The 25,465-nt window shown below is 48.8% G+C and carries 21 protein-coding genes and 2 riboswitches; of the genes, 16 read left to right on the top strand and 5 right to left on the bottom strand.

Annotation, left to right across the window (positions count from 1 at the left end):
• Positions 1-189 precede the first annotated feature (189 nt).
• The 6 genes from IEX62_RS23780 (at position 190) to IEX62_RS12865 (ending at position 6,977) form a co-directional block, all read left to right on the top strand.
• Positions 190-1,128, top strand: a complete 939-nt coding sequence (locus tag IEX62_RS23780; protein WP_229685755.1) for an iron-sulfur cluster-binding protein — start codon at positions 190-192, stop codon at positions 1,126-1,128.
• Positions 1,109-2,041, top strand: a complete 933-nt coding sequence (locus tag IEX62_RS12885; RefSeq protein ID WP_188775923.1) for a dihydroorotate dehydrogenase — start codon at positions 1,109-1,111, stop codon at positions 2,039-2,041. The genes IEX62_RS23780 and IEX62_RS12885 overlap by 20 nt, the downstream gene beginning before the upstream one ends.
• Before the next feature lie 314 nt (positions 2,042-2,355).
• Positions 2,356-3,237, top strand: a complete 882-nt coding sequence (locus tag IEX62_RS12880) for a DMT family transporter (protein ID WP_188775922.1) — start codon at positions 2,356-2,358, stop codon at positions 3,235-3,237.
• Between the two features lie 161 nt (positions 3,238-3,398).
• Positions 3,399-3,503, top strand: a riboswitch (purine riboswitch).
• A 197-nt stretch (positions 3,504-3,700) separates the two neighbouring features.
• A complete protein-coding gene (locus IEX62_RS12875; protein WP_188775921.1) occupies positions 3,701-4,321 on the top strand; it encodes a xanthine phosphoribosyltransferase in 621 nt (206 codons plus the stop codon).
• Complete coding sequence (locus tag IEX62_RS12870) at positions 4,321-5,670, top strand: nucleobase:cation symporter-2 family protein (RefSeq protein ID WP_188775920.1); 1,350 nt, start codon at positions 4,321-4,323, stop codon at positions 5,668-5,670. Before IEX62_RS12875 ends, IEX62_RS12870 begins: the two co-directional genes overlap by 1 nt.
• 305 nt (positions 5,671-5,975) lie before the next feature.
• Complete coding sequence (locus IEX62_RS12865; protein WP_188775919.1) at positions 5,976-6,977, top strand: asparaginase; 1,002 nt, start codon at positions 5,976-5,978, stop codon at positions 6,975-6,977.
• A gap of 633 nt (positions 6,978-7,610) precedes the next feature.
• On the opposite strand, the gene IEX62_RS12860 is transcribed toward IEX62_RS12865, so the two are convergent.
• Positions 7,611-7,949, bottom strand: a complete 339-nt coding sequence (locus IEX62_RS12860; protein WP_188775918.1) for a KGG domain-containing protein — start codon at positions 7,947-7,949, stop codon at positions 7,611-7,613.
• A gap of 442 nt (positions 7,950-8,391) precedes the next feature.
• Positions 8,392-10,191 (bottom strand): ABC transporter substrate-binding protein, encoded by a 1,800-nt coding sequence (locus IEX62_RS12855; RefSeq protein ID WP_188775917.1) that lies wholly within the window; start codon positions 10,189-10,191, stop codon positions 8,392-8,394.
• A 121-nt stretch (positions 10,192-10,312) separates the two neighbouring features.
• Here IEX62_RS12855 and IEX62_RS12850 point away from each other — a divergent pair, with 121 nt between their 5' ends.
• Together IEX62_RS12850 and IEX62_RS12845 are read left to right on the top strand one after the other, a co-directional pair.
• On the top strand, positions 10,313-12,118 hold the full coding sequence (locus IEX62_RS12850; RefSeq protein WP_188775916.1) for a DUF4153 domain-containing protein: 1,806 nt from the start codon (positions 10,313-10,315) through the stop codon (positions 12,116-12,118).
• Positions 12,119-12,397: 279 nt separating this feature from the next.
• Positions 12,398-12,949, top strand: coding sequence for a hypothetical protein (locus IEX62_RS12845; RefSeq protein ID WP_188775915.1), 552 nt, complete (start codon positions 12,398-12,400; stop codon positions 12,947-12,949).
• A gap of 152 nt (positions 12,950-13,101) precedes the next feature.
• On the opposite strand, the gene IEX62_RS12840 is transcribed toward IEX62_RS12845, so the two are convergent.
• Positions 13,102-13,758: a universal stress protein gene (locus IEX62_RS12840; RefSeq protein WP_188775914.1), complete on the bottom strand. Its 657-nt coding sequence runs from the start codon at positions 13,756-13,758 to the stop codon at positions 13,102-13,104.
• Positions 13,759-14,020: 262 nt separating this feature from the next.
• Positions 14,021-14,512, bottom strand: a complete 492-nt coding sequence (locus IEX62_RS12835) for a hypothetical protein (protein WP_188775913.1) — start codon at positions 14,510-14,512, stop codon at positions 14,021-14,023.
• Between the two features lie 396 nt (positions 14,513-14,908).
• A riboswitch (cyclic di-AMP (ydaO/yuaA leader) is annotated at positions 14,909-15,080 on the top strand.
• A 123-nt stretch (positions 15,081-15,203) separates the two neighbouring features.
• Between IEX62_RS12835 and IEX62_RS12830 the strand changes: the two genes are divergently transcribed.
• The 5 genes from IEX62_RS12830 to IEX62_RS12810 all read left to right on the top strand — a co-directional run bounded on the left by IEX62_RS12830 (position 15,204) and on the right by IEX62_RS12810 (position 19,260).
• Entirely contained in the window at positions 15,204-15,617 is a 414-nt protein-coding gene (locus tag IEX62_RS12830; RefSeq protein WP_188775912.1) for a hypothetical protein, read from the top strand.
• A gap of 348 nt (positions 15,618-15,965) precedes the next feature.
• Entirely contained in the window at positions 15,966-16,652 is a 687-nt protein-coding gene (locus tag IEX62_RS12825; RefSeq protein ID WP_188775911.1) for an oxidoreductase, read from the top strand.
• A 686-nt stretch (positions 16,653-17,338) separates the two neighbouring features.
• Positions 17,339-17,980, top strand: a complete 642-nt coding sequence (locus tag IEX62_RS12820) for a hypothetical protein (protein ID WP_188775910.1) — start codon at positions 17,339-17,341, stop codon at positions 17,978-17,980.
• A 25-nt stretch (positions 17,981-18,005) separates the two neighbouring features.
• On the top strand, positions 18,006-18,629 hold the full coding sequence (locus IEX62_RS12815; RefSeq protein ID WP_188775909.1) for a GNAT family N-acetyltransferase: 624 nt from the start codon (positions 18,006-18,008) through the stop codon (positions 18,627-18,629).
• A 130-nt stretch (positions 18,630-18,759) separates the two neighbouring features.
• On the top strand, positions 18,760-19,260 hold the full coding sequence (locus IEX62_RS12810) for a DinB family protein (RefSeq protein ID WP_188775908.1): 501 nt from the start codon (positions 18,760-18,762) through the stop codon (positions 19,258-19,260).
• 195 nt (positions 19,261-19,455) lie between these two features.
• Here IEX62_RS12810 and IEX62_RS12805 read toward each other — a convergent pair whose 3' ends face one another.
• The gene (locus tag IEX62_RS12805) at positions 19,456-20,391 is read right to left on the bottom strand and encodes an aldo/keto reductase (RefSeq protein ID WP_188775907.1); all 936 of its coding nucleotides are present in this window, start codon (positions 20,389-20,391) and stop codon (positions 19,456-19,458) included.
• A gap of 972 nt (positions 20,392-21,363) precedes the next feature.
• On the opposite strand from IEX62_RS12805, the gene IEX62_RS12800 reads away from it, so the two are divergent.
• The 3 genes from IEX62_RS12800 (at position 21,364) to IEX62_RS12790 (ending at position 25,114) form a co-directional block, all read left to right on the top strand.
• A complete protein-coding gene (locus tag IEX62_RS12800) occupies positions 21,364-22,794 on the top strand; it encodes an ABC transporter substrate-binding protein (protein ID WP_188775906.1) in 1,431 nt (476 codons plus the stop codon).
• Between the two features lie 119 nt (positions 22,795-22,913).
• The gene (locus IEX62_RS12795) at positions 22,914-24,014 is read left to right on the top strand and encodes a carbohydrate ABC transporter permease (protein ID WP_229685754.1); all 1,101 of its coding nucleotides are present in this window, start codon (positions 22,914-22,916) and stop codon (positions 24,012-24,014) included.
• Positions 24,014-25,114, top strand: a complete 1,101-nt coding sequence (locus tag IEX62_RS12790; protein ID WP_188775905.1) for a carbohydrate ABC transporter permease — start codon at positions 24,014-24,016, stop codon at positions 25,112-25,114. Before IEX62_RS12795 ends, IEX62_RS12790 begins: the two co-directional genes overlap by 1 nt.
• Positions 25,115-25,465 lie beyond the last annotated feature (351 nt).

Genomic DNA, 25,465 nt, shown 5'->3' with positions numbered 1-25,465 from the left:
TCACTGGGAAACGTTAGCGATTCGCTATTTTGGTAGGAAGTAACTATTTTAGTAGGCAGTCACTATTTCGTCAGGTAATGAGCCCATACCTCATTTACTTGTCGATCACCCTCTACATTGTGAGCAGAGTTACAACCTTGTGCCCTCCTCGGCTGTTATGATAAGTAGCGGTCAAGGGGGGATGCGGAAATGGCAACAATTGTAGCGAATGAGCAATTGGCGGCAGGGATTTTTCGGATGACGGTGGCAGGGGATCACCGCGGAGAGATGGGACAGTTCTATATGGTGCGCTGCGATGATGGCTATCGGGCAGATAGCTATCCATTATTATCCCGACCGATCAGTATTCATGAATGGGGAAAAGAAGGAATCGTCTTTCTGTATCGTGTGCATGGACGCGGAACGGAGCTGCTGTCTCGTCAGATGGCTGGACAGCATGTATTGCTGGAAGGCCCTTTCGGGACAGGCTTTCCGCGATTGGACGTAGCGCAGTCTAGTAGCAAGCGTATCGCGCTGGTAGGGGGTGGCATGGGTGTAGCGCCATTGCTTCCGGTAGCTCAGCATTATCGACATGCAGATGTGTATCTTGGCTACTCAGGCACTGTCTTTGCTGTGGATTCCTTTAAAAAGGCGGTTGTACATAGCGAGCAGGTACAAGTGATGAATGATGCACGGCGCAGTGTACTGGAGCTACTGGATACCAGGCGCTATGACTGCATTATGGCTTGTGGGCCAGCCGGTATGCTACGAGCGTTAGCGGAGCAATGCGGCTATATCGATACCATGTCAGAACACATCCATAATGAGTGGATGAGCCATCATTCCTTAGCTACAGCGAGCGCATGGATGACAACGGAAATAGAACAGACTAGCGCTGAGCAGGCAGAAGTCCATTCTTCACGTATGAACACTCCAAGTATGAACACCTCAAGTATGAACATAGAAAATAAAATGAGTACGCTCCAGCGCCCTGCACTATACGTATCCATTGAGCGTCGTATGGCATGCGGACTGGGTGCCTGTCTGACCTGTACCGTGCGTACGCGTCACGGTAATCGGCGTACCTGTAAGGAAGGCCCTGTCTTTCGCGCGGAGGAGGTGTGCTGGGATGAGCTTGCTCACCTGTAACATCGGCGGCATCAGTTTGCGTAATCCGATCATTATGGCATCCGGTACGTTCGGCTTTGGACGAGAGTACGCGCAGCAATATGATGTGAGTGTGCTGGGCGGTATTTGCGGAAAAGGATTAACGCTGGAGCCACGCGCTGGCAATGCGGGATGTCGTGTGCAGGAAACGGCAGCCGGTATGCTGAACAGCGTGGGTCTGGAGAATCCGGGTATCGCTGCTTTTCTAGCTGACGAGCTAGATGAGATGGCAGCACTTGGGCCATGTGTCATCGCCAATCTGGGCGGTGCCAATGAGGACGAATACGTAAAGGGAGCCAGGCAGCTAACCGCAGATTATCATCGTCGTCAACGCGCTGGCAGACGTGGGGTAGAGATGATTGAGCTGAATATCTCCTGTCCGAATGTGAAGCAGGGCGGCATACAATTCGGTGTAGATACGGCGATGGCACGTCCGATTGTACGCGCTGTGCGTGCTGCGACCGATCTTCCACTCATGGTGAAGCTGTCGCCGAATGCCCAGCAGATTGTGGAGATGGCGCTCATGTGTGAGCAGGAGGGCGCAGATGCCGTATCGCTTGTGAATACCTTTTCTGCGATGAAGATCGATATCCAGCGTCGACGAAGCTATTTTGATAATGGCTATGCCGGTTTGTCCGGGCCTGCGATTAAGCCGATTGCCCTGAGGATGGTACATCAGGTAGCACATGCCGTGCAAATTCCGGTGGTTGGTATGGGCGGGATTAGCTCGGTGGAGGACGCGATTGAATTCATCATGGCTGGTGCGGAAGCAGTGCAGGTAGGGACGCATAACTTTGTGAATATACGTGCAGGTAAGATGCTGGTGGAGGGTCTGGAGCAGTGGATGCGAGCGCAGGGAATAGCTTCACTGGCAGAAATTCGCGGCATCGTGTAATCGTATATGACCGAGATGCACAGAACAAATGCGTAGTGAAATAGGCATAATTTGGCATTAAACGTTAATATACAGGTATATTCGAGTGAGAAAATACACTACAGACAGAACAGATGAGCCTCTCTTCTGTATAGACAGCGGAGCGCATAGAGCTTGAAGCTATGCGCTTCGCTGTCTTGGTATGGCTGTCTTGCGGTAAACGGAATCCTTCGCTACCAATGCTGTGCCTTGTTTTCGGCGGCATGACTTTTTCGCAAACGATATAATGGATACAGACGATACATAGCAACTATTGCGAAGAAGGAGCGAAGAAGATGAAGGCAAAAGATACATTGACACTTATACTGCTAGCGGCGATGTGGGGCGCATCCTTTTTATTTATGCGAGTGGCTGTGCCAGTGCTGGGGCCGCTTGTGCTGATTGATCTACGCGTGCTGATCGCCGGGCTGGGCTTGCTGCTGTACGCGCTATTATTACGCAGAAGACCGCAGCTGTTACATAAATGGAAGCAGTATCTGCTGCTTGGAGCCTGTAACGCGGCGATTCCATTTTGCCTGATTGCCGGCGCGGAATTGAGTATGAACGCTTCACTGGCAGCTATTTTGAATTCAATGACTCCGCTATTTACCGCGATCATTGCCTATGTGTGGATCAAGGAGCCGCTAACCGGGAAAAAGATCGCTGGCTTGCTGCTCGGCGTAACGGGCGTGATTGTGCTCGTGAGCTGGAATGCTCATGCAGGCAGTACAGGTACGATTGGAGCAGTCTTGATGTCGTTAGGAGCGGCATTCTTTTATGGAATAGGGGGCATTTATTCGTCACGCCAGTTCAAGGGAGAACAGCCGCTTAATCTGGCGATCGGACAGCAGCTTGCTGCGGGGCTACTCCTGTTGCCGATTGCATTATTTTACCTACCGTCCCAGCTTCCCTCTGTATCGGTAGTCTGGTCGGTGCTGGCACTGGCGCTGTTATCTACTTCGCTCGGTTATTTGTTATATTTCCGCCTGATTATTAATGTGGGTGCGGTGAAGACGCTGAGTGTAACCTTTCTCGTCCCTGTATTCGGAATCGTCTGGGGCTGGATGTTTCTGGATGAGCCGTTGTCGCTCGGGATGCTGGTGGGCTTGGTGATTATTTTGCTTGGGGTTGTTTTGGTGACTGGGATTAAGCTACGTTCGCGGCGTGCGGTGACCTGACCGTGATCGGTACATGAACGAGAAGAAGATCAGCGACGACAGAGAACAGGGCATTTTACAGCTATGAAAATATGAAAAATAGCCTTGAAAGCCAGCATGAATACGTGTAGTATACATATATAATTTCATAAAGCGGCGCAACATAACGGCAAATAAGCCGATCACTGGCTGACCGCTACACTCATATAATACTTGGGAATAGGGCCCAGAAGTTTCTACCGGATAACCATTGCAATTATCCGACTATGAGTGAAGAACGTGCTGACTGCTGTGCGATCCGAAAATGGGCAAGCCGCAGGCAGGAATATGCATGCTGCATATTCTGTATTGGAACAACTATACAGACAGGCTTCACTTGAGTAAACGGACTCAAGGAGCCTGTCTTTTTTGTTTTTTACGGCATTTTTTCACTTGGAAACCGGCGCTACCCGTAGGATGCAGAACAATACAGGGGGAAAGCGAAATGAAAGTATTAGAACAACGCATACAGGCAGAGGGCAATATTTTATCCGACCGTGTGCTCAAGGTGGATTCGTTTCTGAATCATCAGGTGGATACACAGCTAGCGGTGGCGATTGGACAGGAGTTTGCACGCTTGTTCGCGCATGAGCAGATTACGAAGGTATTAACGATTGAAGCGAGCGGCATTCAATTTGCGATGGCAGCGGGCATTGCGCTGAATGTGCCCTTTGTCTATGCGAAAAAGAAAAAAGCGATCACGCAGGGCGACCAGGTCTATTCTGCATCCGTCCATTCGTTCACACGCGGAGAAACGTATCAGGTAACGATCGTGCAGGATTATCTACAACCGGGTGAGCGCGTGCTGATCGTGGATGATTTTCTGGCGACAGGCGCGGCGCTTGTCGGGCTTGCCGATATTGTGGAGCAGGCAGGGGCGATACTCGTAGGTGTAGGCTGTGTGATCGAGAAGACATTTCAAGAAGGACGCGGCTTGCTAGAGGAACGCGGAATTGCGGTTCAGTCGCTGGCACGTATCTCGGCGATGTCACCCGGGCATGTGGAGTTTATTCCTGAGCAGCCGCTGATCGTATCTAGCCTGAACAGAACAGGAGCGGGTGTCTAATGCTAGCCAAACATAAAGTATTTGCGCTTGGATTGCAGCATGTGATGGCGATGTACGCAGGTGCGATTGCCGTTCCGTTGATCATCGGGAATGCGTTGCATCTGACACCAGAGCAGCTTGCGTATCTGATCGCAGCCGATATGTTCACCTGCGGTCTGGCAACGTTGCTACAGGTGCTCAGCACACGTTATTTTGGTAGCGGCTTGCCGGTTGTGCTCGGCTGTACCTTTACTGCGGTGGGCCCAATCATTGCGATTGCGTCGACGAGTAATCTGCCGACCGCGTACGGGGCGATTATTATATCCGGTCTGTTTGTCGTGCTAGCAGCGCCTTTATATGGTAAGCTGCTGCGCTTCTTCCCGAAAATTGTAACCGGCTCTGTCGTAACGATCATCGGTCTATCCCTGATTCCGGTAGCGATGAACAATGTAGCTGGTGGTCAGGGCAGTGCGGACTTCGGTGCGCTGCATAATCTGCTACTGGCACTCGTGACGCTGGTCGTTATTTTACTCGTAAATCGCTTTGCTACAGGCTTCCTGCGCTCGATCTCTGTGCTGATCGGTCTAGCTGTCGGTACGGTGCTGGCGTATATGATGGGCATGGTGCATTTCGGATCGGTCGGTGAAGCTTCCTGGCTGCGCGTGGCTCAGCCGTTTTATTTTGGTACACCGCAGTTTAGCTGGGTGGCGATTGCGACGATGATTATCGTCAACATCGTCAGTATGGTGGAATCGACAGGCGTGTATATCGCTGTCGGCAAGGCGACCGAGCAAAAGGTCGAGCAGCGCCGCATCGTGAGCGGTCTGCGCTCGGAAGGTCTGGCGATTATGCTGGGTGGTATTTTCAATGCATTCCCGTACACCGCCTTTTCGCAAAATGTCGGCTTGATCTCGCTCACTCGTGTCAAAACACGCAATGTCATCTTCGCCGCAGGTGGGATCATGGTCGTACTCGGACTGCTGCCTAAGCTTGCTGCGCTCACAACGGTCATTCCAAGTGCAGTGCTGGGCGGTGCGATGATCGTCATGTTCGGCTCTGTTGCGGCTTCCGGTATGTCCATTCTCGCAGAGGTGAATCTACGCAATGATCGCAACCTGATGATCGTCGCATGCAGCATCGCTGTTGGCGTCGGCTCAGCTGTTTTGCCAGCGATCTTTGGACAGATGCCAAGCTTCCTGCAACCATTGCTGCAAAACGGCATTGTGACGGGCTCCGTTACCGCCGTTGTGCTCAATCTACTGCTATCGGATAAGCGTACCATGGAGACGGAAAATGAAGACGGTTCTGTATCCGGGCTAGGGATGGATGCAGGTGAGAGTGCTACCGTAACGGTAGGAGCAAAGCAGTAAAACGATCGTAGTACACAAGCTCCAAACGCATCGGCAGGTCTAACGATCTGCATGATGCGTTTTTTGATGATATGCTTTAACCGAAATTCAAAAATCCACAATCATAGTAATTGCTTATTCAAATTATACGAAGCAATGAAATGTATACTAGTGACTGTACAAAATGAACGAATGATGCGATTATCACTTCACATAGTGGTATATGATCAAGCGCATCATTTCTACAACCGTAGCAATTTACACTACCACTCAAAAGTGTTACATTAAATTGTTGTCAGGCATACGATACGGAGGGAAGACGGGCGATGAAAAATATTTTGTTTATTAATACAGGCGGTACGATTTCTTCTTCAGCAGAAGGTCATGGTTTGACACCGACGCAATCGGCGGAAAATATCGTAGCTGCTGTGCCAGAGCTTGCAGGCATCTGCAATATTGCTGCGATGAATCTGATGAGTGTAGATAGCACGAACATTCAGCCAGAGGAATGGGTGACGATCGCACGTACTGTGCATGAGCAGCTACCCAGCTATGACGGCATTGTCATTGCACATGGCACTGACACGATGGCATACACTGCGTCCGCACTAAGCTTTATGCTGGGCGATCTGGACAAGCCAGTCGTGATCACCGGCTCACAGGTTTCTGTACTGGCGGAGTATAGCGATTCTCGTAAAAACATCAAGGATGCGTTCCGCACTGCATCCAGCGAGCTGACTGGCGTATTCGTCGTATTCAATGGCAAAATCATCAACGGCGCCCGCGCGTCCAAGGTTAAAACGAAAAGCTATGATGCCTTTGAAAGCATCAATCACCCGTATATCGGCTATCTGGAGGATGAGGGAATCGTGTATAACGATATTCCGCAGACTCGCCAGCGTGAAGGGCATGTATACAATGATGGATATTCGCCAGATGTATTTCTGATCAAGCTGATTCCAGGGATGCGCCCGGATATTTTTGATGCTGTCCATAAGCTCGGCTACCGCGGCCTCATTGTCGAGGGCTTCGGCATGGGCGGTGTACCATTTAAGGAGATTAATCTGATCGATAAGATTGAGGAGCTGGTGCAGAAAGGCGTTAGCATTGTCGTCACTACGCAATGTCTGTACGAAGGCGGCGATCTGACGATCTACGAGGTCGGTCAGCGCGCACTGGAGAAGGGTGTTATTCCATGCTATGACATGACGACCGAAGCACTGACCACCAAAATGATGTGGGTGCTTGGACAAACCTCCGATCCTGCACAGGTAGCACGTATGATGGCAACCAACTATGTCGACGAGATCACGCTTCCTCATTCATAAAAGAAATACTATAAAAGCCATTTCAAGGTATGAACTGGCATGAACAGCAAACGGCTATCACCAGTCGAGCAGCACAGACTGGGAGATCGTAGCTATACTCATCACCTGAATCGGTAGAAACACAATCGATTCAGGTGATTTTTTGTTACTAGATAACTTGGATTATAACATTTTTTGTTGGGGTAAAATTGAATTTAAAGCTTCATTTTTTAATGAAATTAGATTGTTTACTGGTAATTTATATTTATTTGTAATGTGAATAATTATGTTTGTAATCATTCATTAGCATTCAATCTATTTAGACAAATCAATCTAATTATTTAGCTTGGATGATGTAAAGGATTCAAAGAATTTAGAGGATTTAAAGAATGTAGAGGTTCGAAAGAGTTCAAAGCGATTAGAGGAATCGGGACAAAAGAAATTGCTGTCTACCGAAGCGATCGCGAAGATAACATGATTCTCAACAAAGTGTTCCTGTGCTAACCACATCCGATATCGCAAAGCAGCGCATGCAAAAAAAGAGAACTCCAATGTGGAATTCTCCTTTTTCACGTTCATCCGTTGCACACTCCCGAAAGTGAATACGATGGATGAATTACGCTCACAGCGCTTCCCAGCGCGGGAAGATGCGGATCAGTCTTTGTTGTTATTGTTGGAACGTGCCTGACCGCCCTTACGTCCTGCTTCCTCGCGGCTCATACCATCAGAGTCGCTGCGCGCTTTGCCGCCTTCGCTGCCGATCTCTTGATAGAACTCTTTACCGTGGGATTCGGATGTAGCTTCGCCGCCCTTTTGCCCGATTTCTTGATAGAACTCTTTGTCATGAGAGTCGGACGTGGCTTGTCCGCCCTTCTGACCGATTTCCTGATAAAATTCTTTGTCGTGATTTTTAGAAGTGGCTTCTCCACCCAGGCGACCAGCTTCTTCTCTGCTCATCTTGCCATTGTTGTTATTACTGTTGTTGTTTGCCATTTTCTATTCACTCCTCATAAGAATTTTTCTTGATCTCGGTGCGCCGTGTTAGCGTCACGATATGTTATTACCCTTCCAAAAATAGAATAAACATCTAAAAAATAAAAATATTGTATTATTACATTTTATTTTTTATATTTTTGGAATGTAGATAACTTACATGTGATGAAAACAATGGCGTATGCACACTTTATGTTATTACCCTGCTCCTGCATCGATTTGGCAACTGGCTCGGCACAAAAGAGGAACTATCTTTGCTGTATGTCTGGTATGCCTTTATACCTTCTCGAACGATTGCGAACTGCATCGCGGGACATAGAGCTCGTTCGTTCCAGAGCATTTCGCCAGAAGATAGAAATACTTTTCAGAGCCTATGAACACCTTTCTACAGAGCATATCACTTCAAATGCGCCAGATGAAAGACATGCCTGAACCATGGCATCTAAATCGGTGAATCGCCCGGTGGCAACCAGATATGACGCAGATCGACCCAGCCCTGACTGTTGAAGGTAATGCCACGTACGCTGGGCAGATAAGTCGTCTGTACAGGCTTTTCGTATAACACATGAAGCTGGTAGCCCTGCACCAGTCGCTGTTCGATCTCGTTGAATAGCATTTGTCGTGCGCTAGCATCCGGTTGTCGCAATATATCCTGTAGCCGATACGTAATATCTGTCGTCACATGGGGCTCGACATGCCCGGCCATCGTCTGATACAGATCGAATAAGCGTAACTGCTCATCCTGATCTCGAATGAGGGAGAAGACGAGCAGATCAGATTGCATCCGCACATCGCCCTTGAATTGCTCGATCGGAACAGAGCGCACCTCGCATGTATATCCAGCCTGACGCAGACGCTCTGCAATCTTCATAGCATCTCGTCGATATTGCGGAATCGTTAAAATACGCAGTGACCGTTCATTGTCGGTAGACTCGTCGCTAGCCGCTGTTATGAGCGCAGGCGCTTGCTGCTGCACGGCGGCTGGCGTTAGAGCAGCCTCATTATCGTTTTCCGACAAGTGTCTTTGTTTGTTTCCATCTGTCTCGGTCTGCAAGCACTGGCAAATATGACGTCGCACATCCGGCTGCTGAAGCAAGCCGGGCTTTTGCGTATTAAACGTGATGAATTTCCGTACAGATACCGGCGAAGGTAGCTGGCTCCAGCTTTGATCCTGTCCACCCTCGATCGGTCCGGGAATAACTTGAAACGGTGAAGCCGTCTCACTTTCACTGCGAACACGCCCATCATTCTCTGTACGGCGTACACGCCACGGAATATGAATAATCTCCGCACGATCCAGATGAGGTCTGCCGCGAAAATAAGGCTTGAACGCCTCTAGCACTACCCGATCCTGATCCCGTTCCACCAGGCGAAAAGGCCCCGTACCGCTGGGACGATGCCCAAATTCCTCTTCCCCCGTACGATTCAAGCCCTCCGGCACAATTCCAGCACGGCTGGTGCAGAGAAAGGGAAGGAATAGCTCACATGGCTGGCGCAGCCGAATCACGACGGCTCCGGTATGCAGCGCCTGCACCGAAGCGATTTGCTGGAAAATAAAGCGATACAGCGCAGGACGCGAGCTTTGCATTAAACGCTCAAACGTATACACCACATCGTCCGCGGTCAGCGTCTGTCCGTGATGAAATAGCACATCCTTACGCAGATAAAATGTCCACTGTGTGCGCGCTGCATCCGTTTCCCAGGCGTGGGCAAGATGAGGCACAATCCGACCGCTCTCACTTTCCTTACGCACCAATCCATCGAAAATATGACTGGAGACGAATGATTCTGCCAGCAGGTTCATGTACAGCGGATCGACGGTATGAATCTGCTGCCGAATCGGTAGACGTAGCTGGTCAATTTGGCGATCCTGCCGAATCTCCGAATGCGGTCCAAAATACGTCAGCAACCATTGCTGGAGCTGATCATCCAGTTCTGGTGACCGCGCCTGCTCACGAATCTGCTCAATGCTCGTGCGAATATCGCCACGCCGAATCGTCTGCATCATTGATTCCAGCGCAATCTGCTCTGCTGTCACCAGAAAGCGCAGTAATGAGCGCTTGCCACGACCACGCTGAGCTTGCCAGTCGATCCAGCCAGCCTTGCGCATATTGCCAATAATATTCAGTGCACTGCGATGCGTTCGTTCCAGTACCGTGGCGATCTCGTCCAGTGTGACCCAGCGTCCTTCTGGATCAGCATATTGTCCGTGCAGCAGTAGAAATTGGCGATGTAGCTTCATCCGCACCCCTTCCTTCCTTAAAATACGAAATTAATTCATCCAATTCTTCTATTTATTTTCCTATTTTAACACCTAAAATAAGACGTGTACGACAGAGTAGAAGCTCAAACGGGGAGGTTCCATGATGTATCAAAAGCTGATTGTCGCTCCACAGCGTGCATGGATTGTGTTATTAACCGCGCTTGTGCTGGCGGTCATTCATCAGTATTTATTTTATGAGCATGCAATTGGCGTGTCGTATCCGGTATTTGTTATTTTGTTTTACTTATATATGTACACGTACGCAGGCGATCGGTTGCGGCAGGGCTCGGCAATTAGTCGATTGCTAATGACAGCCATTGTCTTACTATCACTAACGTATGCTTTATTTACGAATCCTTTATTTTATACGCTGAATATACTGGCTGTACCTGTTTTGATCCTGATGCACACAACCTACATGCTGAGTGAACGCCGTCCGCAATGGAGCAGCCCGGCATTAGCGTGGGCGACTATCGAGCAGGTGCTGGTGCATATGTTTGCCCATATGCCGACTCCGTTTCGCATGCTGTATCACCAGCTTGCCCGGCGAATGGAGCAGGAGCGCAGGCGCACACTGGGACGTATACTGATCGGTGTGCTGACAGCAGCTCCGCTCTTAATCATCGTACTACTGCTGCTGACTTCGGCAGATCGTATGTTTGATGAATTGTTATCGAGCTTGCCCTCCTGGTTCGCTGATATTACACCTGGCCCTGCATTGCTGCGTATCGCATGGATCGGTGTGATGATGCTGGTGCTGTTCGCTTATTTATGGGGATTTGTTCGTCCATTACAACGTGATCCGCTCAGTGGACGATATCTATCGGAAAAGGAAGCTGCTGATCAGGCAGCACGAGGGGCATTCTCGGTAAATGGAGCAGTACCTGCCCATACAGCAACATCGACACATGCCATCATACCTACAGCACCTACAATGCCTGCAATAGCAACGACAGATGCAACGCTTATCACGCCTGTATCAACGACAGGCAAAGAGGAAGCTAATGCAATCCACCATGAATCGATAGCTGATCCGGTTGAAAGAGCTGGCGTACAGCCTGAACAGCGAGCGCATGAGCAACAATCCAAACCTAAACAGCCGACTGTGTCTAACGATCAAGTGCCAGCGATGACATGGGATGTTCCAACCGAGCCGATGCGTCCCTTGCGAATTGATCCACTTGTAGCCGCAACTGTATTGGTGCTCGTTAATATCGTGTATATGCTATTCGTTTGGTTGCAGTTTTCGTATTTGTTTGGTGCGGGTCAGGGGAGATTGCCAGATGGAAGCACCTATGCGGAGTACGCTCGCAGTGGGTTTGGCGAGCTAGTTATGGTGACAGCGATCAACTTTACGTTGTTATTATCTGTACTGTACAAGAGTGCAGCTGGCAGTCCGCTGCTGATGAGTATGAATCGCTGGTTATTAGCTATTCTTGTCCTTTGCTCGGCCGTTATGCTGGGCTCTGCTTTTACGCGGCTAGTACTGTATGAGCAGGCGTATGGCTATACGATGACTCGTTTTCTAGTACATGCATTCATGCTGTTTCTAGGTGTGCTGCTGGTGCTGGCAGGCTTGCGTATTCGTTTCAGCCGCTTACCTCTGTATAAATGCTTTTTAGTTCTCGGTTTGAGTGCTTACGTTGTACTGAATTATGCAGGGATGGAGAGCTGGATTGCCGAGCGTAATATCGAGCGCTACGCCCAGAGTGGCGAGCTGGATCAGGAGTATCTGCTGGGATTGTCGGCAGAGGCAGTGCCAGTACTGCTAACATTCGCTGAGCAGCATCCAGAGCTGGAGCTGGCTCCGCGTTTACGTGAGAACCATCAGGATGTATTGGAGCAAGATCGTAGCTGGCAGTCATTTAACTGGGCGCTGTATCGTGCTGCGCGTGAGCTTCGCTGATGAGGTTTGGCGCAGCAAGACTAAATTAGGATTAATAGCTTTAACCTGCCATGGGGATCGATCACAATCTATGGGCGATAGCGTAGACCAATCATTTATTGTAGTTAGCCATATATCTTTAGTTAGCTATACATCCATTATCCATATATGAACAAGCGATACATCGATAGTTATACACCAGCAATGATCCACCGACATAGCACAATCCAACCCCTATATTTTTGACCTGTATTTTATATTCGATATTGTTTCCCTATTCTATTGAAGGAGTGAGCAAGGATGATCATACCTGTACATGTACAGTGGGAGCTCGACCCGACACAGCTTCCGTATCAGCAATGGTTCAGTACAACCGGGCTAAGGCAGCAGATAACGAATGAACACACATCGATAGAACAAGCAGGTGACAGCATGGATGCGAATGGATGCAAACCGTTATCTGCTACTCACCAGAGCGGATCGTCAAAAGCCTTTACTAGCGCCACTGGCTCTACTAGCTACACTAGTTCCACTAGCATCAATGAGCATGAGGTACGCCTGTATATTGCCAGTCGCCACCCCGAGCAGTGGGATACGATCGGCAGTATATGGCTACCGGATGATGGTTCGCTGGATAGAGTAGAGCAGGGAAGCCGCTTCTGGCTGTGGGAAGAGGAGATGCTCGCAGTTGTTACCGTTATCGAGTATCGCATGGAGGGATTAACGTATCCTTCATGGATGTGCGCCGTAGGAGATTGGGATCGTGAAGCCATACCTGCCATCGCCGACTTCACCGCCGATATGATGAAGCCGCATCGCTTTTTAGACAAAACAAGCCGCCCGTTATGGTAACGGGGCGGCTTGTTCTTTTTTGCTATAGTTACTACTTTATCCGTGTAATCGGTTCGCTTGATCTGGCGTTATACCCAATGTATACACCTGAGCGATCGGGCTAGCTGTGCGACTATACGCATCTCCTTCGCAAACCATCCCTTTACTGCATGCTACGTACTCTTTTCCAGCATACGCTCCAGCGGCTCGGTCTCAACGATCAGCCCTTTACGCACCTTCAAATACTGATATTCGCCATCAATATGCAGCTTGAGCAATCCATTTTCAAAATCCGTATGCATTTCCTTGAAAAATACACCCTCTGCGATAATCGGCTGGTCGGTCTCGTAGCGAATCTGGTAGCCCTTTGGCGTACGAATCACATCAACCTCGACACCATCCTCGTGCGTTTCCTCCAGATTCGCCTTCATACGCTGGACGGCAACGATGTGCAGATCGATAGCGCCCAGATGCTCCAGCAGATCGTTCACGAATGAGCCGCGTGTAATCTCTTCCCAGAAGGAACGAACCGATTGCCCGATAATGATTTGCGTGACCTCATGCTGGTGCGCTACATCAGCGATGACCTCTGCCAACTCACGATCCTCATTCAGCTTCACGATGAACGTACCGCCTGCTTCTTCAGTCAGCTTTTTCCATGCATTGTAGTACTGCTGCATATTCATATCCAGCTCACTAACGGGCTCGCTCAGTACGCTGAGTACGATCAACGGCGCATTTAGCAATTGCGCCAAGCGAATACCACGCCGAATCAAACGCTCCCCATTCAGACTGTAATGAACACCAACCATAATCTTTTCGTTATTCATTGCGATCACAACGCCCCTTTAATTCTTTATCGAAGGTATTCCAATCCAGCATATTGTTTCTTCCTGTACGAAACGCTTAAATGATAAACAGGATGTCTTGCTCCTATAGCAAGCCATAGACATATCCGAATACAAAATATCTCTGACCGATAATCGCTTTACACACGCGATAATATACAGATAGCCGCCGCGGGATCGATTATATACTTGCTTACCCTTACCTGCGACCAGTCGCCCTTTATAGACACTTAACCAGCATAGCTTAAAAAGAATAATAAGACTGACAATAATAGCCGAGAAATTCCCGTTCAGTCGGTAGCCCTGTCCATCCTGTCATATAAGATGAAGCCTCTATACCCGATTCTGCCCCTGAGACACCTTCCGACAGCGCTTTGTGCCATGCAGTGAGTGCTTCTGCTGCCAGATGGGTGCGTGTGAAGCCCCATTGGGACTCGTATCGATGAATGAGTGTTCTGGCTTCTGCTGCTTCCACGTGCTTGAGACGACGGAATACTTGCCCCCACTTGATCAGATCCAGATGTGCCGATCCATCTGAAAACTCAAACTCTGCCCAGCCTGTAGCTCCACCACCGGATAAACGCAGTAAGCCGCAATGTAGCGGACGACAGGATTCTGGCAGTGCGAGCTTTGCCTGATCATATACAAATAGCTCCATCCGCTGAATATGAGCATGAACCGGAACGAGCTGCGAATCAACAGCAGGCTGAATCAGTGTGGCAACAGCAGATAACATACGTACATACACTCCTTTGAATGTGAGGTTTAGTTGTCAGCCATCATAGGGCATTTTGCAGGCAACGTAAATGCCAGACAAAGTCTATAGACCGTCATTTAAGTCAGCCGCTATGCATGTAATCGGATTCATTCCCTTTATTCATGCTATTAGTTCGCTAATGCTCGGTTTTGCTTTACTTTATACAAAAAGCTAGTATACGTGAATAATAATGTGTAAATAAGCGAAAATAGAAGATAAACGATCATTTTATCCTGTGAAATGATCAAATTGACACCAAATGCGAAACCGCTCGTCTTTACTTTGCCTGAACAGGGGAGTATGATTCGTCTCAAGTTCATAACTTACGGTGTACGACATCTATATTGGCGCCGTAACCAGCTTAATGTCCGAGCCGCAGAGAAGACGCTCTGTAGCCGGGGAGCGGGGGAACCAGCGAACAGCCATCACAGACTGTTCAGGGGTGAATCGGTATCGCAGCGATCCATTAAGATCAACTGCTATCCGTAGGGAGACTCTTACTTCCGAATCCGTCAGCTAACCTCGTAAGCTGAATATAAGAGAGGCGACAATGATCATGACATCCGGTAAGCGCAGCTATGTCTGTGTGCGGAATGCCTGAGAAGCTGGCGAGAAAACCTCTTGTGCAGCTTCTTTTTTGTTTGCCTTCACACAATTGGAGGAGAAAGAGATGGAGTTGGAGCAGGAATCGGAGTTGCCTAAGGAGTATGTGCTGGTATCTCCAGCGACGCGTGCAGGGGAGCAGTTTATGCAGCTGCTCAAGGTCAAAGGAATTGCCTTTGCCGCGATCGTAAATAGCTATGCAGAAAAGGTAAAACTAGAACGAATGGGTGTAGCTCATGTGCTGCTGCTCGATACACAGCGTCAGGACGAATGGACCATTCCACAGCTAGCTGTCGGTAAAGTGTATCTATTTGAACGCAGCCTGCCGCTCTGCTGTCGGTATATTCAAATGTGCCGTACATGGACAAGCGAGCCGATCTACGTTATTACCGAAAGCAGTAATTCACGCATGATCTACAGAGGACTGGGTGCCGATCATATTGTGCACACGAATGGCGGCAGTGTCGCCTTTTTGCTCTGAGCAGCGTCATAGCCTGACACCCGAATGACGCAGCATCTGCGCATTCGGGTATACACATGTATAAATAACAGGACTGTAATTACACATACGAATGATGTAAAGGAAATATACGAAGGAAGACGATATACAGGAATCGAGATATAGGGATGGAGCATGATCGAGAGATCACTTGATAGATAGGTATAGCGATCAAGAATAGAGCTATAACCAAAACGCTTCTTCCAATGGTTTTACAGGAAGCATTTCAAGGGAAGCACGATACGAGTCAAACATAGCAAGCGAGCGATTCGATCGAGCCACAATATACAGCCTAATGGATACTAGCAGACAGAATGGAGGGGAAGTAAAATGACAGAACGCATAGCACTTGTCGCAGGCGCTACAGGTCTGGTCGGGCGCTCGCTGGTCGATATCCTCGTCCATGAACCAACCTATGACCGTATCAAGGTGCTTGTACGCCAAATCGTACCAGACTGGCAGTCATATACACAGGTTGAACAGCTCGTGACCGATTACGATCATTTAGACCAGCATGCGGATACATGGCAAGCCACCGATGTATATTGCTGCCTCGGCACCACGATCAAACAAGCAGGCAGCCAGGAGCGCATGTACCAGATCGATGTCACCTACCCGCTCCGACTGGCTGAGCTAGCCCGGGCAAGGGGAGCCGAACACTTCCTGCTCATCAGCGCCATGGGAGCAGATGCTAACTCACGCATCTTCTATTCCCGTATCAAAGGCGAACTAGAGCAGCAACTATCCGCACTCGGCTACCCATCCCTATCCATCGTCCAGCCTTCCCTGCTACTAGGAGAACGCAAAGAATTCCGACTCGGCGAACGCACGGCTGCCGCTATTTCCAGCGTAGTATCGCCCCTGCTGCGAGGAGGGCTATCCAAATACAAACCCATCCAAGCCACCACCGTCGCCAAAGCCATGTACAAGCTCGCTTTAAAACGCCCCAACGGCGTAAATAACTACCTTTCCCACCAATTACAACAACTCAGCTCATCTCACCAGACCGATAGCTGACCCATCTAATGAGAAAATCAGGCAGGTGAAAAGTGATGCTTTTAATGTGCAAATGCAGCGAGAGAATAGAATTACAAACTAACATCAAATGAAGCATGTAAAAAATAAAGCATATAAAGCATTCTTCAACCTCATCAAATACTTCACTACATGCAAGGTTCGTAAAGTAAAGGTCTTATTGCTACCTCCCACCCGTACAAGTGGAGGTTAGCGCCTGCTTCATATCTGATACATTCAAAAGCTGAAAAGACGAAGTGCACTACTTCTAGCAATCTTTTTTACTTATACTGTGTCAATCCTTGAAGTAAGAGCCTTTGTCTTTTGCTACTTATGCTGCGAGCAGCACGGAACGGAGGGAAGGAAATAAGGGAAAAGGACGATTTTGGAGGGGCGGGAATCTACATTTACTCCTAATCCAGTAGATTCCCGCGGCTCCACTGAGTCCGTTCCCTTATTCCTTCCCGCAAGTGATGTACGCACCCAGCACCAAAACCAGCGCAAAGTGAACCAAAGACGCACCAACCCAACAAAGCTTTAAACCTGTACCACCTTGTACCCTAGCTAACCCACTGTACGCCACCCATTATAGCCGCTACAATGGTAGCATAGAACCGGATGCCCATCCAATGCGGCATACCGGACAATTAACATGTGCAGCTACCGCTGTAATGAAACGGAGAATGAATATGCCACAGATGGACGCGAAGCAGGCTGCTTCATTAATAGAGCAATGGATCGCTTTTTATGATATGGATAATCCGCAGGCGTGGGATCGAGATGATTATACATTTGTGCAGCAGTCGTGTCGCACGATGCGCGCCGCCATACAGGTACTACGAGGCAAGAGTGCGCCAGATCAGCGTAAGCTGGCAGACGGGCTGGAGGAGTTTATCGAGGATTCCTTTATGGATGATCCACATGAATGGGAGCCGGAAAATCGTGCTTTTGTCAAACAGGCGATGGAGGCACTGCAATACACCGCAGCTCAATTACGCAAATCATCGACGGGAGCAGGAGCCAGACCAGCAACAGGTGCCCCCCAGCAGCGAGGTAACCAAGCCGCGCAGGGCAAGTCAGCGGCTAAGGGCAAAGGTACGCCAGGCAAAACCGCAGCACCTAAAAGTCCTACAGGGCAATCGTCCAGCTTCAAAACGACAGGCAAGCAGAGCAGTAATAACCAACCAGCTGTCAGTAAAAACAGCACCAACAAAAGCAACAAGAAGAACAGCACGAACAAAACCCATGCAACCCAAAACCATACCAGCCCCTCTACATCGAGCAAAATGAATAATCGTGGAGGCGGACGTGGTAAAAATGGAGGGCGTTAAGTCCTCGGCTAAACAGGAGACTCATATGAACATCGATTCGAATATCGAGCCAGCAGTTGTGGAACAGGAGCAAAACATTCAGGTGGAGCTTTGCCCTGCTGCGGACAAATATATTATTTGCAATATGTATCCTTTCTATCTATATGATCTGTCGGAGATCTGGGAGCGCCTGCCGAATCGGTATGGTGTATTCGAGGAGGACGATTGCTGTGCTACACTTGCGCAGCAAAGTGACGTTTTCAAAATCTGGTGGCGTCATCCCGGCGTGCTATTCCCGTTTCTCATTCGAGTGAATGGCATTCCAGCAGGCTTTGCACTGGTATCGACACCGCCATATGTGCCAGCAGGCGAGCAGGTGGAATACTTCCTGCATGAATTTTTCCTAATGCGTCCATTTCGTGGGAAGGGCATCGCACAGCAGGCGGCCAAATACGTATTTGATAGCTTTTCCGGTCGCTGGGCGCTGCATACGAATCCTACCGGGCGCAATATGCACACCCGCCGTTTCTGGCGTCAGCTACTGGCAGACTATACGAGCTATAAATACGATGAAGAACCGTTCGAATCGGATGAGAACGGGCCACTGCTGACCTTCCGTTTTGTCAGTCAGGCGAGCCCTTCATCCGCTCAGGTTGAAATTCAAAAGTGAATGGGATACAGTAAGCTAGCAATCCCAAGCGATAGGGTATGCAGCGCATTAAAGGGTAGGAAGACTAGTATCCGATCCTACTCAGCATACTTTATACCTTTACAACGATTAGAAATGGAGCGAAATTCACATGAGTGACGCAGCAGAACAAGCCTTTTCCAGAGCGTTAGTTCAATCTCTGGTCGGCGAGCGCGGTCATCTACCGATTGCTCGCGCGCTATCCGATATCAATCTGAAGCTGGCAGGCGAGCAGGTAGAAGGTCTGCCTTATACGATCTATCAGCTAGTTAGCCATATGAGCTACTGGCAAGACTTCATGCTGGCTCATGTTCGCGGCGAACAGCCTGCACGCCCACCAGCCGTAGCCGATAGCTGGCCACAGCAAACGAATGCCGCAGACGAAGCAAGCTGGCAAGTTGTGCTGGACGATTTCCTGCAAGGCATCGATACTGCCTGTGAGCTCGCACGTACGCTGGAGCTTGCCCAGCCACTGGCACTCATCCCAACGGAGACCGTTGCGGGCTTCCTGCGTAATATCGCTTCACACAATACGTACCATCTTGGTGAGATCGTCATCATCCGCCGTCTACTCGGCTCATGGCCGCCACCAGGAGGAGGCTATCCAGCATAATGCTGGATGGTCTTTTTTTGTTTTTGAAGGCTTAGGGATAGTGAAATATCTTACAATTTTGGAGAAAAAGGAATCTACATTACAAATTTAAAACAGCACCCGGACAGCGCCTAATGCGCCATCTGGATGCTGCTACTCAAAACTTCTATAGAAGTATATTCTCTGCATTACTCACGCCCATACATCCACCAAAACTCAGCCGAAAATATGATCGATCTGCTCAATCTCCTGCGCGGTCAGCTTCACATCCAGCGTCTTGAGATTATCAAGCACCTGCTCTGCACGCTTCGCGCCTGGAATGATCGCATCCAGTGATTCGCGTGTCAGATACCATGCGAGCACCAGATGAGCGACTTCGATGCCTTTCGCCTGAGCGATTGGACGCAGCATATCCACCTTTTGCAGATTTTGCTGGAATGTCTCGCCTGCGAATAACGGATCTTTGGCACGCAGATCATCGAAGCGTGTATCGGAATTGTATTTACCAGCCAGCAGACCGGATGCCAGCGGGAAATAAGGAATGAAGCTAATCTGGTTCGCAGCAGTATACGGCAATAGCTCCTGCTCTGCCGAACGCTTGAACAGATTATATTCGGATTGCAGTACATCGACGTGCCCATCCTTATTCGCTTCCTTCAATTGATCAATCGAGAAGTTGGATACGCCGATCGCACGAATCTTACCCTCGTCCTTGAGCTTTTTCAGCTCGCCCACAGCTTCGTCCTTTGGTGTATGTTCATCCGGAAAGTGGATGTAGAACAGATCGATATAATCCGTCTGCAAGCGCTCCAGACTGCCTTCCACACTCGCACGCAGGAAGGCTGGCGAGTTATCGAAAGTCACATCGCCCTGCTCGGTAAACTTATGCGCACCCTTGGTAGCGATGACCAGCTTGTCGCGTCCACCGACCTCCTTGAGCACCTCACCGATTAGCTCCTCGGAGCGTTTAGGTCCATAAATGAATGCTGTATCAATAAAGTTCAGTCCATGCGCAATTGCTGTGCGCACAACCTCCTTGCCTGCTTCCTCATCGAGATTCGGATACAGATTGTGACCGCCTACCGCATTCGCACCAAGTCCGATCGGATTCACCAGCAGATCACTTTTACCAAGTCGTTTATGTTGTGTCATTTCATTCATCTCCCTTTCCTATAACATGTGGCCATAATGACATATTAGACATTGTAAACGCTCTCTGAAACGCCAATGAGCAATAAAACAGATGTGTCTACTGTGATAATCCTGTCCAGTCCCGTATCGATCAGGGAAAAGGGACGTAACAATGATTTCTCGCTTTTTTCTCTATCCATATCAAATGAACCTTATATAGCAAGAAAGTGTTATTTACATTTTCAAGCCTACGTATGCACCTCTATACATCACTCTGATCTCCATCTTCTACTGCTCATATCGAGCATAAATGAGCAGAATCTTGCAACTTGCTGGATGTAAATGACGTCCATTTGCTGCCTAATTTTGATCCTTAACCTGTGAAGGCAAATAAGGAAAAGTAATTTTTTGTGCAATCGTTTGTGCTTGAAGCCGCATCTTATTTTGTAGCAAAAATGGAATTGGTTCCACAATTGTCGAATCGCCCAAAAAAGGAATCGGTCATATCAGGGTGATGGTAGGACAAAATAAAATAAAAAAATCGTGAAAAAACCTTGATATAACAGGGTTTATTAAAATTTGAAATGATACATGCTTCTCCATTCAGAACGAGCCAAAATTCACATTTCTGCATAATTTTTAAATATGCTTATGATTAACTATTTTGCTGATGAAAGATAAGGACAAAAAATATTATTTTCATTTGTGAAAAAAGGATTGCTTATCTGCAAGCGATATCATAAAATGTTCTTGCGAACAACTGTAAACGCTTACAGATAGATAACTTATTCTCAAAATCACTGCAAAATATCAGGATAATTAAACGAACGCAAGAATTTGATAAAATTTTGTAATCGCTATCAAATTATTGTTTACTTTTCCTGATAAAAATAAGAAAATGGGATAAAAGTAAAAATTATCTATTTGTAGTCAGATGTTTGGTGCTTGTACATCGTAAAAAAAGGGATCATATCAAAAGAGAGGGTTGAGTCCATGAAACAGAGTAAACTGAAAAGAAATGGTTCTTTAAGTTTAATGCTGGTGTTGCTGTTCTCAGTAGTGCTTAGTGCATGTTCCGGAGGTAACAGCGCGGGGACAACTGGCAGTACGCAGACTGGCAGCGAAGGCACAACCGGTACAACAGCAACAACAAGCGGTTCAGATCTGATCAAAACAGCACAGGTGCCTGCCGGCTCCGATCTGGAAAAGGCACTGAATGGTGAATACAAAGGCAAAAAGGTTACGATGTACGGGCCATTCGTAGACGCGGATGAGCAGAAATTCAATGCGAGCATCAAAGCATTTGAAGATGCAACTGGCATCGACATCGCTTATGAAGGCTCCAAAGAGTTTGAAGCGACGATCAACGTGCGCGTAAACGGTGGTAACGCACCGGATATCGCTGACTTCCCACAACCAGGTCTGCTGGAAACTTTCGCAAAAGCAGGTAAAGTTGTTGACGTATCCACATTCATGGATGCCGACTATATGAAGAAACAATACAAACAAAGCTGGCTGGATATGGCGCAAATGGCGGGTCCAGACAAAGACATTACTGCTGGCGTATGGGCACGTAGCAGTGTGAAAAGCCTTGTATGGTACAACAAAAAAGCCTTCGATGAAGCAGGCTACACTGTACCAAAAACATGGGATGAAATGATGAAGCTGACCGAGCAGATCGCTGCGGATGGCGACCCTGCATGGAGTATCGGTATCGAGAGTGGTGCGGCAACAGGCTGGCCTGCTACTGACTGGGTAGAGGACATCATGCTGCGTACAACAACTCCTGAAAACTATGACAAATGGGTAAAAGGCGAGCTGCCATTCACTGATCCAATCGTGAAAAATGCAGTCGAGAAAATGTCCCAGATCTGGTTCAACAAGGATTATGTATACGGTGGTCGTAGCTCCATCGCAACAACGAACTTCGGTGATGCGATTGCTCCACTGTTCACGAATCCTCCAAAAGCATGGCTGCACCGTCAAGCTGGATTCATCACTTCCTTTATTCCTGAAGGCGTGAAGCCAGAAGATTACGACTGGTTCCCGTTCCCATCGATCGATGCACAATACGGTACACCAGCACTGATCTCCGGTGATATCTATGCTATGTTCAATGACCGTCCTGAAGTACGTGCAGTAATGGAGTTCTTCACAACTGCTGAATCTCTGCAAAGCTGGATCAAATCCGGTGGTGTAACGCCTCCAATGAACGGTACACCAGACGATTGGTTCGCTAACGAGCAAGAGCGTCGCATGTCCGAATTTGTTCAAACTGCAAAAACAATCCGCTTTGATGGTTCTGACCTGATGCCTGGTTCTGTTGGTGCAGGTACGTTCTGGAAAGGGATGACGGACTACGTAAGTGGTACAGCTAACCTGGATCAAGCGATGCAAGAAATTCAAGCCGGCTGGAAAAAATAAACCGGTGAATACCAATTGAGACCAACCGCCAAAACGGACCGGGATTGATTCGGTCCGCTTTGGTTTGATTAGAGCCTATTTTCGTGGCTTGTTTGCAAATTGCTGAAGGGGGAAAGCCAATGGACGTAAGCAAAACAATGGATACGCGTTCGAATCAACGATTCACGCCCAAAGTTATACTGTTATCCATCCTTGTTCCGTTACTGAATCTGGGTCTGCATACGCTAATCTTCCTATTTTTCCGAGGCTCTGATCTGCCGCCAATGGTCAACGCATTGCTTGCGGTCATCTGGGGATTAGCAGGCATCTACTCGATTTATTTCTCATTGAACTGGGTCGTTGAGCAATATCCGGATAAGTGGAAGGATCGCGTTATCCCGTATGTGTTCGTTGGCCCGGCGGTATTGCTGCTTGGCTGGCTGCTATTCCTGCCAACACTGCGTACGCTGTATTTAAGCTTTTTCAATGCCGATTCTACTCAGTTTGTCGGGTTTGCTAACTTTGCAGCGGTCTTTACCGATCGACTGCTGGTAACGGCGCTTCGCAACAACCTGATGTGGGTCGTATTCGGTACACTCGCTTGCGTTATTCTCGGACTGCTGATCGCCGTACTGGCAGATCGTAGTAGCTTTGAGCGTCTGGCGAAGGCTGTTGTGTTCATGCCGATGGCGATCTCGTTCGTTGCGGCAGGCGTTATCTGGAAGTTCATTTACTACTATCAGCCAGGTGCTGATCAGATCGGTCTACTGAATGCGATTATCGTGAATATGGGCTTTCAGCCGCAGGGCTGGCTGAGTATGGTGCAGCCGTGGAATAACCTGTTCCTGATCGTCATCCTTGTGTGGATGCAGACGGGATTTGCGATGGTTATTTTCTCGGCTGCGATCAAAGGGATTCCCGAGGATATGCTGGAAGCAGCACGAATGGACGGTGCGGGCGAGATTCGCATCTTCTTCAAAATTATGCTTCCGGTGATCTCCAGCACAGTACTGGCAGTTACGACGACCATTATCGTGTTCACCCTGAAAATCTTTGACGTGGTCATGATCATGACGGGCGGTCAATATGGCACCGAGGTTGTAGCGACCGAGTTCTATCGTCAGCTGTTTATGTATCAAAATGCGGGTTACGGCTCCACGCTGGCGATTGTGCTACTCATTGCCGTTATTCCGGTCATTATCCTGAACGTGCGTCAGCTGAAGAAGGGAGGAAGCCTGTAATGCGTAAAGCCAAAGCCAAGGGACAAAAGCGCAAAGCCAACTGGATCGTCAATCTGGTGCTGGGTATCATCTGTATTGTCTGGTTCATTCCGACACTGGGCTTGCTCATTTCCTCCGTTCGTCCAGCAGCGGATATTTTGCAAAGCGGCTGGTGGACAGTTTTCCCGCATCGTCAGTGGGATACGGTCAGTCAGCTCAAGCTGGATCGCGATACCGATCTGCGTAAGCCGATTACGGTGAATGGCAAAACTTTTACCGATGATCAGCTCAAGGCAGGGGTAGAAGATGGGAATCAGCGTCTGATCTGGGAGAATCGCCGTGCGCGTACACTGGATGTGCAGGAGAAGAAATGGGGCGCTTCGACCAACTTCACTCTGCAAAACTATGAAACCGTGCTTGGCGGTAAACAATACAAAATCACACAGCCTGACGGCACGATCAAAACCGAGCAGGGTAGCGGGATGGGACGCTCATTCTGGAATACGATTGCGGTCGTTATTCCATCGACAGTGATTCCGATCTTTATCGCTTCCTTTGCCGCGTATGCGTTTGCCTGGCTGAAGTTCCGAGGACGCAATATCTTCTTCATCGTGATTATCGCGTTGCTCGTTGTACCGCTTCAGGTCGCACTCATTCCGATTTTGCGCGACTATACGACACTCGGCTTGAACGGGACATACTTCGGGATATGGATGGCGCATACCGCGTTTGGCTTGCCGCTGATCACGTACTTTATGTATAACTCGATCAGTCAGCTGCCAAAGGATCTATTTGAGTCGGCATTTATGGATGGAGCGACTAACTTCACCATTTTCTCCAGACTGATCCTGCCACTGTCTGTACCAGCGCTGGCATCGATCTCGATCTTCCAGTTCCTGTGGGTGTGGAACGATTACCTCGTTTCCCTCATCTTCCTCGGCTCTCAGCCAGAGGTACAGGTACTGTCGATGAGTATCGCCAACCTGGTCGGCTCGCGTGGTAACGACTGGCACCTGCTCACATCGGCTGCATTCATCTCGATGCTGACACCGCTGGCTGTATTCTTCGCACTGCAAAAGTACTTTGTACGCGGCTTGCTGGGCGGTTCGGTCAAGGGCTGATCGCAGGACTCGTCCAGTACAGACAAGGACAACCAGACAGACTTACACAGATGTCCAAGGTCTAAGCATTCCCCCTTCTGCTGCGACCTGACGGTAAGCTGTACCGTGTTGATGGCGTGCTGATGAGGTTTAGCATAAACATGAGATAAAAGAGTGCTGTCGATTTCTTCGGCAGCACTTTTTTGTTAATGTTGCATGATAGAGCGATCCATCGTATCCTTGGCACGGACTACGGACTACGGACTACGGACTACGGACTACGGACTACGGACTACGGACTACGGACTACGGACTACGGACTACGGACTACGGACTACGGACTACGGACTACGGACTACGGACTACGTATCG

Source organism: Paenibacillus hunanensis (assembly GCF_014645615.1).
Classification (GTDB): Bacteria; Bacillota; Bacilli; order Paenibacillales; family Paenibacillaceae; genus Saccharibacillus; species Saccharibacillus hunanensis.
The sequence above is the reverse complement of the archived record's forward strand: the minus strand, read 5'-3'. Positions and strand labels throughout refer to the sequence as shown.

Coding starts and splice junctions, on each gene's coding strand:
- IEX62_RS23780 (WP_229685755.1), top strand. CDS start 190: ATGGCAACAATTGTAGCGAATGAGCAATTGGCGGCAGGGATTTTTCGG.
- IEX62_RS12885 (WP_188775923.1), top strand. CDS start 1,109: ATGAGCTTGCTCACCTGTAACATCGGCGGCATCAGTTTGCGTAATCCG.
- IEX62_RS12880 (WP_188775922.1), top strand. CDS start 2,356: ATGAAGGCAAAAGATACATTGACACTTATACTGCTAGCGGCGATGTGG.
- IEX62_RS12875 (WP_188775921.1), top strand. CDS start 3,701: ATGAAAGTATTAGAACAACGCATACAGGCAGAGGGCAATATTTTATCC.
- IEX62_RS12870 (WP_188775920.1), top strand. CDS start 4,321: ATGCTAGCCAAACATAAAGTATTTGCGCTTGGATTGCAGCATGTGATG.
- IEX62_RS12865 (WP_188775919.1), top strand. CDS start 5,976: ATGAAAAATATTTTGTTTATTAATACAGGCGGTACGATTTCTTCTTCA.
- IEX62_RS12860 (WP_188775918.1), bottom strand. CDS start 7,949: ATGGCAAACAACAACAGTAATAACAACAATGGCAAGATGAGCAGAGAA.
- IEX62_RS12855 (WP_188775917.1), bottom strand. CDS start 10,191: ATGAAGCTACATCGCCAATTTCTACTGCTGCACGGACAATATGCTGAT.
- IEX62_RS12850 (WP_188775916.1), top strand. CDS start 10,313: ATGATGTATCAAAAGCTGATTGTCGCTCCACAGCGTGCATGGATTGTG.
- IEX62_RS12845 (WP_188775915.1), top strand. CDS start 12,398: ATGATCATACCTGTACATGTACAGTGGGAGCTCGACCCGACACAGCTT.
- IEX62_RS12840 (WP_188775914.1), bottom strand. CDS start 13,758: ATGAATAACGAAAAGATTATGGTTGGTGTTCATTACAGTCTGAATGGG.
- IEX62_RS12835 (WP_188775913.1), bottom strand. CDS start 14,512: ATGTTATCTGCTGTTGCCACACTGATTCAGCCTGCTGTTGATTCGCAG.
- IEX62_RS12830 (WP_188775912.1), top strand. CDS start 15,204: ATGGAGTTGGAGCAGGAATCGGAGTTGCCTAAGGAGTATGTGCTGGTA.
- IEX62_RS12825 (WP_188775911.1), top strand. CDS start 15,966: ATGACAGAACGCATAGCACTTGTCGCAGGCGCTACAGGTCTGGTCGGG.
- IEX62_RS12820 (WP_188775910.1), top strand. CDS start 17,339: ATGCCACAGATGGACGCGAAGCAGGCTGCTTCATTAATAGAGCAATGG.
- IEX62_RS12815 (WP_188775909.1), top strand. CDS start 18,006: ATGAACATCGATTCGAATATCGAGCCAGCAGTTGTGGAACAGGAGCAA.
- IEX62_RS12810 (WP_188775908.1), top strand. CDS start 18,760: ATGAGTGACGCAGCAGAACAAGCCTTTTCCAGAGCGTTAGTTCAATCT.
- IEX62_RS12805 (WP_188775907.1), bottom strand. CDS start 20,391: ATGACACAACATAAACGACTTGGTAAAAGTGATCTGCTGGTGAATCCG.
- IEX62_RS12800 (WP_188775906.1), top strand. CDS start 21,364: ATGAAACAGAGTAAACTGAAAAGAAATGGTTCTTTAAGTTTAATGCTG.
- IEX62_RS12795 (WP_229685754.1), top strand. CDS start 22,914: ATGGACGTAAGCAAAACAATGGATACGCGTTCGAATCAACGATTCACG.
- IEX62_RS12790 (WP_188775905.1), top strand. CDS start 24,014: ATGCGTAAAGCCAAAGCCAAGGGACAAAAGCGCAAAGCCAACTGGATC.